The 14,911-nt window shown below is 66.8% G+C and carries 11 protein-coding genes and 2 tRNA genes; 4 read left to right on the top strand and 9 right to left on the bottom strand.

The genetic code is table 11. The features are described from left to right. Window positions 1-5: 5 nt before the first annotated feature. From MLE42_RS02075 to MLE42_RS02055, 5 genes are all read right to left on the bottom strand, one after another. Complete coding sequence (locus MLE42_RS02075; protein WP_243286214.1) at window positions 6-1,997, bottom strand: PAS domain-containing protein; 1,992 nt, start codon at window positions 1,995-1,997, stop codon at window positions 6-8. Continuing rightward, window positions 1,997-2,701 (bottom strand): aminotransferase class IV, encoded by a 705-nt coding sequence (locus MLE42_RS02070; protein ID WP_243286213.1) that lies wholly within the window; start codon window positions 2,699-2,701, stop codon window positions 1,997-1,999. The genes MLE42_RS02075 and MLE42_RS02070 overlap by 1 nt, the downstream gene beginning before the upstream one ends. Then, window positions 2,698-3,846 carry a PdxA family dehydrogenase gene (locus tag MLE42_RS02065; RefSeq protein ID WP_243286212.1) on the bottom strand — a complete coding sequence of 383 codons (1,149 nt, stop codon included), beginning with the start codon at window positions 3,844-3,846 and terminating at the stop codon, window positions 2,698-2,700. Before MLE42_RS02065 ends, MLE42_RS02070 begins: the two co-directional genes overlap by 4 nt. A gap of 27 nt (window positions 3,847-3,873) precedes the next feature. After that, window positions 3,874-4,356, bottom strand: coding sequence for an LSm family protein (locus MLE42_RS02060; protein WP_243286211.1), 483 nt, complete (start codon window positions 4,354-4,356; stop codon window positions 3,874-3,876). 195 nt (window positions 4,357-4,551) lie between these two features. Further along, a complete protein-coding gene (locus tag MLE42_RS02055; RefSeq protein WP_243286210.1) occupies window positions 4,552-6,237 on the bottom strand; it encodes a two-component system sensor histidine kinase NtrB in 1,686 nt (561 codons plus the stop codon). Window positions 6,238-6,261: 24 nt separating this feature from the next. Here MLE42_RS02055 and MLE42_RS02050 point away from each other — a divergent pair, with 24 nt between their 5' ends. The 4 genes from MLE42_RS02050 (at window position 6,262) to amrB (ending at window position 8,358) form a co-directional block, all read left to right on the top strand. Continuing rightward, window positions 6,262-6,696: a Fur family transcriptional regulator gene (locus MLE42_RS02050; protein WP_243286209.1), complete on the top strand. Its 435-nt coding sequence runs from the start codon at window positions 6,262-6,264 to the stop codon at window positions 6,694-6,696. A 36-nt stretch (window positions 6,697-6,732) separates the two neighbouring features. Further along, window positions 6,733-6,807 (top strand) — tRNA-Gly (locus MLE42_RS02045). Window positions 6,808-6,868: 61 nt separating this feature from the next. Next, window positions 6,869-6,943 (top strand) — tRNA-Cys (locus MLE42_RS02040). A gap of 263 nt (window positions 6,944-7,206) precedes the next feature. Beyond that, complete coding sequence (amrB, locus tag MLE42_RS02035; protein ID WP_243286208.1) at window positions 7,207-8,358, top strand: AmmeMemoRadiSam system protein B; 1,152 nt, start codon at window positions 7,207-7,209, stop codon at window positions 8,356-8,358. Window positions 8,359-8,368: 10 nt separating this feature from the next. Here amrB and mnmA read toward each other — a convergent pair whose 3' ends face one another. From mnmA to MLE42_RS02015, 4 genes are all read right to left on the bottom strand, one after another. After that, window positions 8,369-9,493: a tRNA 2-thiouridine(34) synthase MnmA gene (mnmA, locus tag MLE42_RS02030; protein WP_275975681.1), complete on the bottom strand. Its 1,125-nt coding sequence runs from the start codon at window positions 9,491-9,493 to the stop codon at window positions 8,369-8,371. A gap of 44 nt (window positions 9,494-9,537) precedes the next feature. Then, window positions 9,538-11,484 (bottom strand): LTA synthase family protein, encoded by a 1,947-nt coding sequence (locus MLE42_RS02025; protein ID WP_243286206.1) that lies wholly within the window; start codon window positions 11,482-11,484, stop codon window positions 9,538-9,540. A gap of 133 nt (window positions 11,485-11,617) precedes the next feature. Further along, window positions 11,618-13,837, bottom strand: coding sequence for an LptF/LptG family permease (locus MLE42_RS02020; RefSeq protein ID WP_243286205.1), 2,220 nt, complete (start codon window positions 13,835-13,837; stop codon window positions 11,618-11,620). 74 nt (window positions 13,838-13,911) lie between these two features. Then, window positions 13,912-14,898, bottom strand: a complete 987-nt coding sequence (locus tag MLE42_RS02015; RefSeq protein ID WP_243286204.1) for a KpsF/GutQ family sugar-phosphate isomerase — start codon at window positions 14,896-14,898, stop codon at window positions 13,912-13,914. Window positions 14,899-14,911: the final 13 nt, after the last annotated feature.

Below are 14,911 nucleotides of genomic sequence, written 5' to 3'. Positions count from 1 at the left end.
CAGGTTCACTCGGTCGGGGCCCGCAGCAGCGCCAGCACGGACTTGGCGAAGGCCGCGGATTCGAATGGCTTATCCAGGAATGCGATCCGACGCAGGCCCAGGGAGCCGGGATCCATGGGCAGCGGCTGGCCCATGCCGATCACCAGGCTGGGGATGGGCTGTTTCTGGAAGGCGCGGAGAGCCCGGTGGAAGCGTTCGAGCTTCGGGGTGCGCTCCAGGATCAGCGCGTCGGGCTGCGGCTGCCCCCGGCTTCCCCTCAGGAGGTGCGGCAGATCCTCGAAACTCTCCGATCGCCCTCCCAGAAGGTGGACGAGATCCGCCAGCGCGCTCCGGGCCAAGGGGTCGCCGTCCACGATCCAGAGCATCCGTCCGGCCAGCATGGGTCCATTCAGCGGGCGAGTCGCCGTGACGGCGGGAAGGTACACCCTCGGACGGACTCCCGCCTGATTATCCTGCTCCCGCTCCAGCTCCAGCATCCCTCCGGCCTCCAGCACGGATTCCCGCAACCAGCCCAGACCGAACAGCTCGCGGGACCAGCCCCCGGTTCCCCCCACGGTTTCCGCATGGAGCAGGCCGTAGTCGTGGCCTCCCAGGTCTGCGGCATCCAGCATCAGGACCAGATCCTCCCGGCCCGTGCGGTCGCGCGCATGGAGCAGCAGCTGGGTCGCGATGCGCTTCAGGGATTCCGGCGCCACCGCCAGGGAGAGGGGCGCGGCGCGGAGATCCAGGCTCCGGCCGGGCGGCAGGACCTTCCGGAGGCCGGGAAGCAGGTTTTCCAGCGCAGGCCGGCCCTCCACCTGGCCGCGCGCGGACGGGGGTGGGTACAGCCGGCCGGCCGCCTCCTTCACCCGCCCGGCTGCCTCGCGGAGAACGCCGTCGGGGGCGTCGGCCAACAGGCGGTCCGAAGCTGCAGAGAGGGCCAGCAGGGCGTTCGCGCCGAGCCTGCGGCGATCCTCGTCACCGCTGGCGCGGAGGGCCCCGCCGGCCTGCAGGGTCAAGGCCCCCGCGGCGGAATGGGCGATCCACACCAGGCCCATGCCGCGATCGAAGGCCGTGGCTTCCAGCAGGGCTTCGCTGAAGGTTCCGTCTTCGCTGACCTGGGTGGCCACGACGGAGGCACTCCCGAATTGGAGGAGCTGGTCCCGGATGGCCTGCCAGACGGGCTGGTCGCCGCCCTGGAAGAGCGCGTCCATGACGTAGCCGCGCAGCTGATCGCGGGGCAGCCCCACCAGTTGGCTGAAAGGGCCATTGGATTCGAGGACGCGGCCCTGGTCGTCCACCAGCCACATGGGCTGGCGGGGATCGAGCCCCAGGGCCAATCCCGGGAGTTCCGCAGGACCCGATTTCTCGATCAGGGCCAGCGCCATGCGGAGCCCCTGGCCGCGTCCCTCCACCCAGGCTCCCTGCTCCCGCAGCCACCTCAGCTGCTGGAGGGCGACCAGGCCGAGAAGCAGTCCCGCGAGGATGGCCGCTGGCCAGGAGAGCCGCGGCGCGCCTGGCGGCAGCAGGAGCTGGGCCAGCGCCCCCGCGCCCAGGGTGGCGGCCCCCACCAGGGGCATCCGAAGTTCCAGTTGGCGCCCATGGGTCCACCGGTAGGCCAGGTCTGAAAGGACCAGCCAGAGCAGAGCCTCGAAGGCCGCGCCGATCCAGAAGCGCACGACCTCCTGCCAGGGCAGGTGGAGCCTGGCCAGGAACAGGGCGAGGAAGAGGCTCGCTCCGCCGACCCCCACGGCCAGACGCCTCACCCCCTGGACGCCCTCCCGCTGGGCCTGCAGGAAGAGAGTGAATCCGAACAGGGCGGCGCCGAGCTGAGCCGCTGGCAGGGGCAGGCCGGTGAGGTGCGCCCAAGGCTGGGCCAGTACCGCGAGGATCCCGCCCAGGAAGTAGCCATAGCTGAGCCCCACGCGTCCCCTGCGGCGGAAGATCCAGAAACCCAGCCAGGGCGGAAGGGGCAGCAGGAGGGCGGAGATCAGGTCCGCGAAATCCATGGCGTGCATCACAGCAGCGTGGCGGGCCAGAGACCGCGGAGGGCGTTCAGGCACCAGAGCTGCCCTCGAGCGCAGTCCTCGAGGGTGATGGGGGCGCGCTGCACACGCCAGCCCCGCTCCACCGTCCAGCGCGGGAGATCCATGCGTTCCGCCACGCTGGCCACGCGGCCTTCGATCGGCGGCAGGATCAGGGATTCCCCGTGCTCCAGTGCGACGGTGGCGATGGCACTTTCGGCCAGAGTGCCGTCGGGCCACAGCAGCAGTGCGTCCTCGGCGCCCTGCCGCCAGGCTTCGGAAAGCACCTGGGGCCGCCACGGGCCGGAGAGCCCCTTGTGGAGCGCCAGGGGATCGGGTCGGAGATCCCCCATGGGATGCGGCATGGGCGCGAGCCGGTACGGCGCCGTGGCCTGGGGCAGAGGCTCCAGCCGCGCATCCAGGAGGTTGAGGTCCAGGTGGAGTTCCAACCGCAACGCCGCCTCGGGAGCGGCATGGCGCTCCAGCCAGCGGCGGAGTTCTCCGGCGGCATCATCCAGCCACGCGGGAGACCGGCCCAGGGCGCCAGCCCCAGCCTGCAGGCGATCCATATGGGCGTCCAGGTGCAGGGGCGATCCGTGGCGCACGGGTAGCGCGGTGCGGGGAACCGCGCCGGCATGGACATCCACGCCGGACAGCGTGGCGCCCGGCCCGAATTCCGCCCGGAGGGCCGGACTCATGATCCGACCACCTGGGCGGCCCAGGGTTCCTGGCGGGCCCGCCCGGCGAGCCGCACGCCCAGCGCGGCGGCCTCGAGGAAATTCCTGGGATCCGCCACCCACTTTCCCGCCTTGTCGAAGGCGGTGCCGTGGTCGGGGCTCGTCCGGATGTAGGGCAATCCCAGGGTGAGATTCACGGCCCGGGCGGGCTCCAGCAGCTTGATGGGGATGAGCCCCTGGTCGTGGTACAGGGCCACCACGAGGTCGAACTCGCCCGACACGGCGCGGTGGAACAGGCTGTCCGAGGGCAGGGGACCGGAGAACCGAGGCGCCGAGGCGGCTCTGGGATCCCTCGGGAACGGGGACGGGAGGTCGGCGAAGGGCCCTGCAGGGCCCGCTTCGCGGAACGCGGTCTCGGCCCGGTCGCGGGCTTCGGCCAGGAGGCCTTCCTCGTCCCCGAAAGCGCCAGCCTCACCCGCATGAGGGTTGAGGGCGCAGAGGGCCACGCGGAGATCCGGATTCCCGGTGAGCCGGATGAACTGCCCGGCCGAGAAGGCCAAGGTCTCGGCCACGGCTTCCGCGTCCAGGTCCTCCACCACGGAGCGCAGGCTTTGATGAACCGTATGCAGCACGACGGACAAGCGGGGGCTGACGAAGGCCATGCGGACGATAGGCGCGCCGGCCAGAGTCTGGAGGAACTCGGTGTGGCCGGGGATGGGGTATCCAGCGAGGTGCGCGGCGGACTTGGCCATGGGCAGGGTCGTCAGGGCATCCACGCGGCCGGACAGGGCCATGCCTGCGGCCCAGCGGATGGCTTCCACGGTGGCCCGACCGGAGGCGGCGGACCCGCGGCCCAGTTCCAGACGATCCGCACGGATCTCCGGAGTGGGGTCCAGCCAGAGGGCGGTGGCCGACCCGCTTGGATCCCCCACTTCGAGGCCGCAGGCCGTTCCCAGGAAGCCTTCCGGAGCGGGGGCGGGGGCGTCCGTCCACTGCCAGATGGCGCGCCTTCCCTCCGTCCCCTGAAGCAGGTCCACACCGGCACGGGAGCCCACCACGGTCACGTCACCCCAGGAGCGCAGGGTCGGCAGCGACCTCAACAGCAGCTCGGGCCCGATGCCGCAGGGATCCCCCAAGGTGATGGCGATGTGCGGTGGGCGGCTCATGGTGGTCCCCGTCGGGCGCTCCCATCCTCAGTCGTAAGCGGGGATCTCCACCTCCGCGTTCAGCGGCTCCTCCTTCTTGGTCGGGCGGCTGCGGCGGATCCGGGGCTCCTCCTCCTGCTTGTAGATGTACTTGATGTTGTGCTTGGGCACCAGGACATTGGGTTCCTTCACCCGGTTGATCTTCAGGCAGTGCTTGTCGTACCACTCGATGACGCCACGCACCTTCTCGTCGTCCTGGAGCACGATCACCATCGGCGTCTTGGACTGCATCTGCTTGAGGTAGTAGAAGCTCTCGGCGTTGGTCTGCTCGGGGGGCGCGATCTTGCGCCGGGGACTCCCCAGTCCCTGGGGCGCGGTGGCCGCCGCCGGATTGACGGCCGGATTCGGTTCCCCGCCGGCAGTGATGGGAGGCGGGACCGGCGTCATGACCTCCCCGCCGCCCCCCTTGGCGGGGATGCCCAATTTATCCTTGAGTTCGGTGAGGTTCGGTCGGATGAGCTTCCGATTCATGGCAGATCCTGGCCCGGTGGGCGGTACGGGGGGATGTCAAAGGCATTGGCGTGTGGCCATTCCCTCTCAAGCCTGGGCGGTGCCTGCCTGAAGGCAGGATCCAAAAGCCGTAGAGGGGATGAACCACTTTGGCAGGTGCCAAGTGGACCCTGCAAGGGTGTGTCTTGATTTAGATGACGGAAAGCTGCCGGAAGTTTACGCCGGATCCTCGTGCTGTGCCAATGGCTCTCCTTGGTGACACTCGGGTAGGAAAATCCGGACCCGGGTGCCCACGCCAGGACGGCTCTGGACCTCGATGCGCCATCCCATGGCCTCAGTAAACTTGTAGACCAGGCTCATGCCCAGTCCCGACCCCTCCTCGAAGCTGCCGGAGAAGGGCAGAAACAAGTGATCCAGCTGTTCAGGGGCCATGCCGCAGCCGTTGTCTTCGACCTCCAGCCGGACCTGTCCTCCGGAAACACTGCAGGTGAGCCGGACCTGGGGCTGTGGGACGCCATTCACCGCCTTGCGGGCGTTGCTCAGAAGGTTCATGAGCATCCGGTGCACCCCGACCGGATCCGCAAGGATGAACGTTGACACCGGCTCCGGCATGTCCAGGGGGAGCCCCTCGGTCCGGGGGTCCATCTCCCAGCTCGCGCGGGCTTCTTCAAGGATCCGGCCGAGGGGGAGCACTTGCCCTGGGCCGGCCTCTGGCCGGGCGAGATCGAGGAAGTCCGAGACGATGGCGCCCACCCGCTGGGTTTCCCGGTCCAGGATGCCCAACACGCGAGACCTGACGTCCTCCGGAGCCTCCGGGCGCTGCAGGAGCTGGACGCATCCGCTGATGGAGGCCAGCGGGTTCCTGAGCTCGTGGGCGAGGCCAGCCGCCAGCTGCCCGATGGAAGCCAGCCGCTCGCTGATCCGCGTGCGCTCCTCGAGGGCTTTGATCTCCGTCAGATCCTGGAACAGCAGCAATTGGCCGGTTTCCTGACCGCTGGGGGCCCGGAGGGAGGTCAGATGCCCACCCAGGATCTGCGGAGGACGGCCTGCCACCGGAAGGGTCACCTCGAAGCGGTGCTGAGCCGGAAGGGGTTGCGCGAGGGGGAGCACCTCGTGGATGGGGAGGCCCAGGGGTACCGGATGGCCCAGGATGGCCGCCGCGGCCGGATTCCCGGACGTGATCCGTCCTGCCAGATCCAGCGTGATGAGGCCAGAGGACATGGACTCCACGACCCGGAGGTGCAGGGCCGACAGTTCGTCCACCGTGGCTTCGCTGGCGCTGAGATCCGTGCGCAGACGGTCGAGGTTGCGGCGGATGAGCACCACCACCAGGGTGGTGGCGAAGATCTGCAGGGAGGCGATGCCGAGCAGGAAGGGCAGGCGGGTCCCTTCCGGGTCCGTGGTTTCACCTGACAACCCGAAAGCCGGGAGCAATCCGAAGGTGAAGCCCAGCACCAGGAGGATGTGGGTGATGGAGGAAACCACACCCACCCAGACGATCTCCGTGGTCCCGAGATAGAAGGCGGAGGCCAGCACGGGAAAGATGTAGAGGGTGGAGAACCGCTCATGGGTGACCCCCTGATACGCGATGACCAGGGTGACCAGGGCCAAGTCCAGCACCAGGTTCCACCAGATCCAGGGCAGGGCGGGCGTGGGGAAGATCTGGTCCCGCGCGCGGAGGCCGAGGCTGACCTCCCAGATCGACTCGAGAAGCAGCAGCGCCAGGCACGCCAGGTACAGATCCTCGCCAGCGCCGGCGACGCGCCCCTCGGCGGGCAGCGCGAGATGCAGCACGAGCAGCCCGAAGCTGGCGTAGAGCCGGAAGGCGAGGGGAAGGAACGGCTGGCTGGCGTCCGGGGCGCCCAACCGGCCCAATGTGCGCTGGAGCATAGGGTCCAGCATGCCCGAATCTGGCATCCTAGGACCATGCCCGACCCTGCCCCCGCTCCTTCGCCCTCCCTGCGCGCCGCCGGCATGCGGCAGACGCCTCAGCGCGAGGGGATTCTCCAGGTCCTCCGGAATTCGGATCGCCCGCTCACGGTGGAAGAGATCTGGGAGCGCATGCCGGAGCGCCGCTCGGGCCTGCCCACGGTATACCGCAACCTCGAGCGCTTCGTGCAAGAGGGCTGGGCCGAGAGCATCATGGGCCCGGACCAGGTGATGCGCTTCGTCCGCTGCGACTCGCGTCGGCACCACCACCACCTTCAATGCGAGCGGTGCGGCCGCACGGTGGAAGTGGACGCGTGCGGTCTCGACGAATCGCTGATCGAACTCGAGACCCTGTCGGGATTCCGCATCACCCGGCATCAACTGATGCTGTTCGGACTCTGCCCCACCTGCCGATCCGAAAAAGACCGTTGACCGTATCGCGCGCCATTGCTAGTCTTGATGTCTCACGCGGGTGTAACTCAGTGGTAGAGTGCAACCTTGCCAAGGTTGAAGTCGTGGGTTCAAATCCCATCACCCGCTCCACTCCACCCGGGCCGCGCAAGCGGCCCGGATCATGTCAGAAGCTCCATCGCACCAAACGCAAGGCGCCGTAGCCAAGTGGTAAGGCCCGGGACTGCAAATCCTGTATTCATCGGTTCGATTCCGATCGGCGCCTCCAACCAGCCCCCGCAAGGGGGCTTTTTCATGGGCCGATCGGAATCGAAGTCGCGGATGGCGCGCAGGTAGGCCCCGCCGGGGACGCCACTTGATGTGGCGTTTCCGGCGATCAGGGCCGTGCGCAGCCAGCCGCGCGGCGGGAACCGGATTCCGATCGGCGCCTCCAACCAGCCCCCGCAAGGGGGGTTTTTTCGTGGGCCGATCGGAATCGAAGTCGCGGGTAGTCTCCGTTCGTGCTGTTACGGTGGTTCCGGAGATCCCCCCATGAAACGCGCCGCGGCCCTCTTCTGCGCCTGTCTCCTCGCATGCCTCCCGGGCCTCGCCCAGGCTTCGCTCTCCACGCTCCCCGTACCCCCTCAGCGGCCTACGGTGAAAGAGGTCAGGAAGTCCATGGGCATTCCCTCCCAGGGAGATCTCCGAGGTCAGCAGGACGCTGTGGGGTTCGCCTCGACGCCGGAGCAGATGGCCAAGGTGTGGGAACGGACCGCCCTCCCGCCGGCGCCGGAGGCGCTCGACCCCATGCCTCCCCCGGGCGTGGCCGGTCTCATCTGCCCCCACGATGACTACCTCTATGCAGGCCGCGTGTACCGCCAGCTGATGCCGCTGGTGAAGGCCAGGACCATCGTTCTGGTAGGGGTCTTCCACAAATACCGCCGCTTCGGCGCCAAGAACGCCCTGGTGTTCGATTCCTATCGGGCCTGGCGCTCCCCGGATGGCGAGATCCCCGTCTCCGGCCTGCGGGAGGACCTGTTGAAGCGGATCCCCGCCGCGGACGTCATCCAGGACGCCGCCATGCAGGACAGCGAACACTCGGTCGAGGCCATCGCCTACTGGCTGAAGCACCAGGACCCGACGGTGGAGATCGTGCCCATCCTCCTGCCTTCGGCCTCCTTCGAGCGGTTCCAGGAGCTGGCATCCCACCTCGGCAAGGCCCTGGCGGAAAGCGTGCGGGCACGCGGTTGGGCGCTCGGCCGGGATCTGGCCATCGTCATCTCTTCCGATGGCATCCATTACGGCGAAGACTTCAAGTACACGCCCCACGGCAGCGGCGGTGTGCAGGCCTACACCAAGGCCGTCGAACGCGACCGCCAGCTGCTGAAGGGACCCCTGGCCGGGCCGGTCACGTCGGCGAAGGTCCGGGCCTTCTACGAGGCGGTGGTGAACCCGCAGGATCCCGACCAGTACCGCATGCCCTGGTGTGGCCGGTTCTCCATCCCCTTCGGCCTTCTGCTCCTGGATGAAACCGCCCGGAGCCTGGGACGGCCTGCCCCCGTCGGGCACCCCGTGGCTTTCGGCACCTCCATCAGCTTCCCCCAGATTCCGGTCCGGGATCTGGGCCTGGGGGCGACCGCGGAAGCCAACCTCTACCACTTCGTGAGCTACCCCGGCGTGGCCTACACCCTGGGCGGGCAGTGACCCCTCCGCCTTACTCCGGCCGGGCGCTGATCCAGCCACCGCCCAGTACGTCCCCGTCTTGGTAAAAGACCACGGCCTGACCCGGAGCGATGGCCCGCTGAGGCTCGTCGAACACGACTTTCATCCGGCCGTCCGGCAGGGGGATCACGAGGGCATCAGCCTCAGGAGCCCGGCTGCGGATGCGCGCCTGGCAGGCCAGGGGGCCTCGGGGCGGGGCATCCACCCAGCTCAGCTCACGGGCCACCAACTCCCGGCTGAAGAGCTCGGACTCGCCGCCCACCCAGACGGTGTTCGTGGCGGGTTCGACCCGGACCACGTACAGGGGGTCGGCGAAGGCGACTCCCAGACCGCGGCGCTGGCCCACTGTGTGCCGCCAGTAGCCGTGATGGCGGCCAAGAATGCGACCGTCGAGGTGGCGGATGTCCCCATCCCCCAAGCCCGGGTCACGTCCCTCTGCCTCCAGGAAGGCGTCGTAGCGGTCCTGGGTGACGAAACAGATCTCCTGGCTCTCGGCCTTTTCTGCCAGATGTAGGCCCAATTCAGCACCTAGGCTCCGTACTTCAGGCTTGGTCAGATGGGCCAGGGGGAACAAGGTCCGCGCGAGGGTCGCCTGGGTGTGATGGAAGAGGAAGTAGCTCTGGTCCTTGGCGGGATCGGAAGCCTTCCGCAGGTGCCAACGGCCGTCTTCCAACCGGATGGTCCCGTAGTGCCCCGTGGCGACGAACGGAGCCCCCAGCGAATCGGCTCGCTCCATCAGCGCAGAGAACTTGAGGTGCTGATTGCAACGAATGCAGGGACTGGGTGTTTCTCCGTTCAGATAGCCCTGAATGAAGCCTTCGATGACCGTGTCCCTGAACCGGGCTTCGAAATCCATCACGTAATGGGCAAACCCCATCTCAAAAGCCACCCGGCGCGCATCCTGGAAATCATCGAGAGTGCAGCACTTCCCATCCGAACTTTGATCGGTCTTCTTGTCGAAGAGTTGCATGGAGATGCCGATGACTTCGTAGCCGCTCCGGCGGAGCAGGGCGGCCATGACCGAGCTGTCCACTCCCCCGGACATGGCCGCAAGAACCCTGTCCCCGGGTTTGAGCGAGGGGTGTTCTCTGAGGGAGGCTTGAGCGCGGGAAAGCAGTGAGCTCACGATTCAGATCCCAGGGGCGGCCATGGAGGTCGTGGTCAATTGTAATTCTTGGATTTGAAGAGCTCGTAGGCGGTCTGGTAGTAGGCCACGGTGAGGTCGTCATGGCTCTTCCCAGGAGGGGCGGGGAGGTATTTGTCCGTCTCGAAGTCATAGACCTTCGACACCCTGCTGCCATGCAGGCCGAGGACGGTGAGGAGGCCGTCCTTCATCAGGGCCACGTGGTCGTTGTGGTTGAACAGCAGGACCCGACCTGACTCCGGCGTGTTCAGCACATCCTGGCCGAACCAGGGTGCCGTGTAGGGCAAGCCGAGCAGGCCCATCAGGGTTGGGGCCAGGTCGATCTGGGACATGAGGCCATCCGAGCGCCTGGGGGACAGGTGGGCCGGCGAGTAGAACATCAGCGGGATCTCATAGGTCCGGAGCGGGATCTCCTGGCGGCCGTAGACCCTGGCGCCATGATCGGCCACCACGATGAAGAGCGTGTCCTTGAACCAGGGGTGCTTTTCCGCTTCCTTGAGGAACTGCCCCTGAGCGAAGTCGGCGTAGCGCACGCCGGACTCCCGGCCTCCTCCCGAGGCCTTCACGCCGATGGCTTCCAGGCCGGGACGGAAGGTGAAGGGCTTGTGGTTGGAGGTATTCATGATGTGGAGAAAGAATGGGCCACCCTTGGCCGACTGCTGGTCCGCGTAGGACAGGGCCATGTCGAACAGGTCCTCGTCCGACACCCCCCAGATGTTCTCGAATCGGGGTTTGTTCTTCAGGCTGGTCCGGTCGAGGACGTCGTAGCCGTTGCTCTGGAAGAAGGCATTCATGTTGTCGAAGTAGCCGTAGCCCCCGTACAGGAAGGCTGTCTGGTAGCCCTGGGCCCGGAGGACGGATCCGAGGGTGGCCATGCCTTCATGACCGGGCCGCCGGAGGATCGATTCGGTGGGGACCGGGGGCAGGGAGGTGGAAATGGCCTCCAGACCGCGGACCGTCCGGGTCCCCGTGGCGTACACATGACTGAACCAGAGACCCTTCTGGGCGAAGCGGTCGAACTCGGGCGTCCAGTCCCGGGACGAGCCGTACAGGCGGCTGAACTCGGCTCCGAAGGATTCGCTCGATACGAGAATGACGTTCAGCTTCCCCAGGCCGTCGGGGCGGGCCGGGAACTGGCGATCCAGGCGGCCTTCAGACAGCCGGGTGAAGGTGCCACCCCCCGCGGACAACTGGGAGGCGAGGTGCGCCAGGTTCTCGGCGCGGGGTCGGGTGGCGTAGTAGGCGTGATAGTCGATCTCACTCGTCCGGAGCGCCCGGAAGAAGGTGGACAGGCCATTCTCCGCCAGCTCGTTGGCGACCCGGTTCTGAGAGGCGGCGACAAGGGTGGCGGGAATCCAGGCGATGGCGACCGCCAGCGCGGCGCCATAGAGGGCCATGGCGTAGCTGCGCTTCTTGAGGTTCATGGGCGCGGACAGGGCCTTCGCCCAGTGGCTCCGCAGCCGCCAGGTGGCGATGGCGGCCAGCATGGCGCAGGTGAGGAGAATCTTGACGACCGGATATTCCGACCAGATGTCCCCGGCTACTTCCGTCGGGTACATCAGGTAGTTCACCGATACCAGGTTGAACCTCGAGTTGAACTCTTCGAAGAAGAAGAACTCACAGGCCGCGAGGAAGAGCCCGCCCAGGACGTACAGGAAGGTGACGGCGGAGGAGGCGATGGGCGCTCCCACGCGCCCGGGTTCGGCCGGGGCCTTGAGCCACAGATACAGGGCCAGAGGGAAGAGCACGTAGAGAGCCTGGACGGCGTCCGAGACCAGCCCTGCCGGCAGGACCCAGAGCAGGGAGGCGATGGGCACTTGAGCCTCCCGACCCGATGTCAGCCACAGGGCCACTCGGAGGAACGACCCGAGGCCGAGGTACCAGGAGGCCAGGAGGAACAGTGGACGGTACCTGGCGACCACGCCGTTGTCGGGAGAAGGGGGCGTCGGTCGGTCAGTGGTCAATCGGATTCCCAAGAAGGTCCCTTTCGAATTCAGCAGCAGAAAACAAGCACTCCACTTGGAAAAGCGTGGAATGCATTTTCCCATTCTCGCATCCCCGGCGGCACCCCGTCCATGAGACCGGCTCTCAACAGCCTCACGTCCGCAGCTTCGACACGCGGAGCAGGGCGCCGGCGCCCAGGAGGAGGTAGGGAGCCAGGATCCCCCAATAGGCCGGCATTTCAGAGGCTCTGGCCGCCCCGCCGAACAGCGTCTGGAGACCGAAGAAGACGAGCCCACTGACCAGCCCGGCCCCGATGGCCTGGCCGCGTCCCCCACGGGGGCCCGGGAAGGTATAGGAGAGCATGGCTAGGACGAGCAATGGCCCAGCCAGCCAGCCCAGGAGGCGACCCCACAGCAAGTAGGAGCGCTCGGGATCCGGAGCCCACCGTTGCCATTGGATCAGATCGAGGGTGGAAGCTTCAGCCGCGGAAGGGGCCGTCCGAAGGGCCCGATCCGGGAAGAGTTCCGGGGTGGCTGGGCCGGCTACCAGGTGGGCTCCCCCCCAGGCCAAGGCTTCCGAGCGTTCGGCGCCAGGCTGCCACCGGAGGAGGATCGGAGCTTCGCCCGGAGCCTTCAAGGGGAATCCCCACCGGGCCTCGGGGGCCAAGTGCCACAGGACCCCCGTGGAGCCGAGGTACATCCACGGCGTGGATGAGGACGATCCCCTGGGCCGCTGCAGGATCTGCTGATACAGGGCCCGAGCCTGAGTCCTGGCCAGCGGCGCCAGGCCCGCCTGGAGGAGGAAGGTGGCAAGAACCACTGCGCCCCAGGCGAAACGGCTGGCCCAGATCCACTGGAGCAGGCTGACCCCGCCCGCGCGGATGGCCAGCCATTCCCGGTTGAGGGCGGCCTCGGAGAGGGCGAGCATGGTGCCCAGGAGGAAGGAGATCGGGAACGCGACCTCCAGGAATGGCGGAAGATTCCATATCCAGTATTTAATGAAAACAAACAGATGAATGTTGTTCTTCGACAGGTCTCCGGCAAGGTTCGAGAACTCGATGAGGAGGTCCAGCGCCAGGAGACTGCCCAGGGTCAGGCCCCAATTGCGCCACCAGGCCAGGGTGGACCAGTGCCTGAAGATGCCGCGCCGTGTCCCCTGACCGTGGATCCAGCAGAGAATCGAAGCTTTGGTGGCCGACCAACGCGCATGCAGGGGAGTCAGGTGCAGGGCGCGAGCCAGGGGACGAAGCCATCGGGAGAGGACGCCCCGACGGGTCCGGTGGGGTGAGAGCCGATGGGTGAGGATCAGCCAGCCGGCGCCAAGAAAGAGAATGGGAAGGAGCAGTGTTGGATATATTGATTTAACTTTTCCACTCAAAATCATGTTTTCAAAATACTTCATCAATAAATAGTAGACGAGGATCACACCCAGGCTCTTGATGACGGCCCCACCACGGTAGAACCTCGGGTGGCTGAATCCCAAGGCGATGCCCATGAGCAGCAGGGCGATCCCGGCCACCGGGAGGGTCAGCCGACGGCTAAGCTCCAAGGCCGCTTGCTGGCGCTGGGCGTCCGGAACCGCCGGGTCCCGGTAGATCTGCATCAAGGCACGGGAGGACTCGTACCTCAGCGGAACCTGGGCGAGGAGGCGGGGGCCAGAGGGTATGGCGAACCGGAGGATCTGCTGCTCCTGCCTCAGATGGATGACGCTGCCGTCCCCGGATGACTGGAACAGCACACCCTGGAGATCCGACAGGTGGAGTCGGATCTCCGAATTTCCCGACAGCGTGTTCTCCAGGGCGTAGGTCATCCGGGAGGCGGTCATGTGCTGGGTGCCCTGGGGCGTTGATTCCATCAGGTGGATCTGGCCGTTCTCCGAGACCCAGAAGGCGGTATCCGGAGAACCCGGGGGGTGCCAAGGTGGGCTCCCGGGACGGAGGAACCTGGCTTTGGCCTCCTCGGACATCTTTTGGCGCAGGGTCTGCTGGAGGCCCGCTGAGGCGGGCACCAGGAAGTGGGCATTGAAGGAAGCCAGGAGCAGGAGGCCACAGGCCATGATCAGCCACGGGGAGGACCAGGTCCGGCGTCCCGCACCGAGCCCTTGTGCCGCAACCAGCTCGGATCCCTCCATCATCTGCTGTGTCCCCAGCAGGCCCCCGAGCACCGCCGCCATGGGGAGGACCATGGAAAAGGTTTCCGGAAGGGACAGAAGGAGAAGGGGGAACATCCAGCGCAGGGGGGCGCCTTGGGAAAAGATCTCCCGCGAGATGGCGATCATCTCCCACGAAACCAGGAGGAACCCATAGAAGAACAGCGCCCCCAGGAAAGGGACCGTCCAGCGGCGAAGGATGTATCGGGTCAGAACGGAAGGCACTCGAGGTCCAGATTTAACTTTCGATAATGTATATTATGTAACCTTGAAATCAACCCGGAAGCCGGGAATGAAACTCACAAAACCTTTGCTGTCAGGAGGTCATGGATGTGGATGAGGCCGACGGGACGGTCCGACTTCCCCACCATGAGGAAAGTGATTTTCCGCGTCTCCATGTCACTGGCGGCTTCCAGGGCCAGCGCATCCTCCCCGATCATCGCGGGAGTCCGGGTCATCATCTGCTCGGCTTGGAGGTCGAGCGGATTCCTTCCTTCGCGCTCCGCGCCCTCCAGCGCACGCCGGATATCCCCATCGGTGATGACGCCCAGGAGCTTCGGGCCCTCCATCACGCTGGTCATACCCAGCCGTCCCCCCGTCATGGCCCGCAGCACTTCGGTCAACCCTGACGAGGCCCGGACAACGGGCCAGGTCGTATGCATCAAAGCTTTCACTTTCATGAGTTTCGCCCCCAGACTTCCAGCGGGATGATTCAAGGCGAAGTTGTCCCGGGTGAATCCTCGACGGGACATGAGGCTGGCGGCCAGAAGGTCCCCCCAGATCAGCTGGAGGGTCGTGCTGGCCATGGGGGCCAGATCGAGGGGGCAACCCTCGCCCTGAGGGAGCTGGTAGCTGAAGGTCCAATGCGCCGCCTGTCCCAGGCTGCTTGCGGGACGGGCGGTGATCGCCGCCAGCGGGGTGCCCAGGCGGACGAGGCTTGGCAGCAGCCGGACGAGCTCTTCGCTCTCCCCGCTGTTGGACAGGGCCAGCACAGAATCCTCCCGGGTCACCATCCCGAGATCTCCGTGCAGGGCTTCCGCCGGATGCAGGAACAGGCTCGGGCATCCCGTGGAGGCCAGGGTGGCGGCCACTTTCTGGGCGACGAGCCCCGACTTGCCCATGCCGGTGAGCACCACCCGGCCAGAGCGGGACAACACGCTGCCGCACCAGTCATCCACCAGGACTGGATCCCAGGCATCCCGCAGTTCCTTGAGGGCGGCCTGAGCGGCCTCCAGCACGGCCCGTCCGGCTTCCAGGGCCCCTGTGGCGTGATTCTGATCCTTCACGGTTCCGGCTCCG

Origin of the sequence: Geothrix terrae, from assembly GCF_022808775.1 — a bacterium.
GTDB lineage: Bacteria > Acidobacteriota > Holophagae > Holophagales > Holophagaceae > Geothrix > Geothrix terrae.
This window is presented reverse-complemented; position numbering and strand designations above follow the sequence as displayed.